Origin of the sequence: Mesorhizobium sp. M3A.F.Ca.ET.175.01.1.1, assembly GCF_004791945.1 — a bacterium.
Classification (GTDB): Bacteria; Pseudomonadota; Alphaproteobacteria; order Rhizobiales; family Rhizobiaceae; genus Mesorhizobium.
Genome location: NZ_SRTP01000040.1, coordinates 1 through 1,132, shown reverse-complemented (window position 1 = coordinate 1,132; position 1,132 = coordinate 1). Strand labels below are relative to the sequence as shown.

At 63.2% G+C, this 1,132-nt stretch carries 1 protein-coding gene; it reads left to right on the top strand.

The window, feature by feature from the left end:
• Positions 1–56 precede the first annotated feature (56 nt).
• Positions 57–1,132, top strand: a 1,076-nt coding sequence (locus EN818_RS30630; protein ID WP_245518934.1) for an ISAs1 family transposase, incomplete at its 3' end; no start/stop codon positions are given.

The window sequence follows — 1,132 nt, the reverse complement described above, 5'->3', positions numbered from 1 at the left end:
GCAGGGGAATCGCATATGGCTTTTTGGGACTTGAAGTTGGCCTGAGAAGGGATTCTTTGGGCAGGCAGTCGAACGAAGGAGAGACTGCCATTTCCAGCCTTGAGAGCTATTTTGGCGCGCTGCCCGATCCGCGCGCCGGCAATGCCACGCATCGGCTTGGCGATTTGATCGTGATGATGATCGCGGCGAGCCTGTGCGGGGCGAGCAATGCGACGGAGTTCTCGTTGTTCGCGCAAGAGCGCAAGCAGGCGCTGTCGCGGTTGATCGAATATGAGGTGGCGCCCAGCCACGACACCTTCTCGCGGCTGTTGCGGCTGCTGGATCCAGAGGCGTTCGGCCGTGCTTTCGCCGCCTTTGCCGCGGGCTTCGCGCGTGCCTGCGAGGAGGTGGTCTCGCTCGACGGCAAGGCGCTGCGGCGAGCCTATGAGAAGGGCCTTGCGGCCAGTCCGCCGCTGACGGTGTCAGCCTTCGCCGCCGAGACGCGGCTGTGTCTGGCGGCGGTATCGCCCGGCGCCGGAGAGAACGAGGTCGAGGCAGCCCTCAGGGTCGTCGAACTCATTGATCTTACTGGCAGAATGGTCACCGCCGATGCGCTCCACTGTCACACGCGCATGGCAAAGGCCATCACCGAACGCGGCGGCGACTACCTGCTCGCGCTTAAAGGAAACCGCCGGCACTGGGTTGCTCACGCCAAGCAACAACTGACCGAGATCACCCCCGCTGTCGCGGAGCGGACTGAAACCAGCCATGGCCGCAGCGAATGGCGGCAGGCCGAGGTCGTGGCGGCGGCCGAACCGCTGATGCCCGGTCACAAAGCCTTCATCCGCATCACCAGCCGGCGCGACCAGACCAAGCCGCTGACGCGCCTGTTCATGGCTTCCACATTGCTATCACCGCAACAGGCGCTCGAACTCACAAGAGCCCATTGGCAGATCGAGAATGGGCTGCATTGGATGCTCGACGTCCATCTGGACGAGGATCAATCCCGCGCCCGCAAGGACAATGCTCCCGCCAACACCGCGCTCCTCAACCGCATCGCCAGAAACATCCTTCAGGGCGCCGATGTCGACAAAGTCCCCATTAGCCACCGCATCAAGAAATGCGCCTGGAATGACGACTACCTCATCCAGGC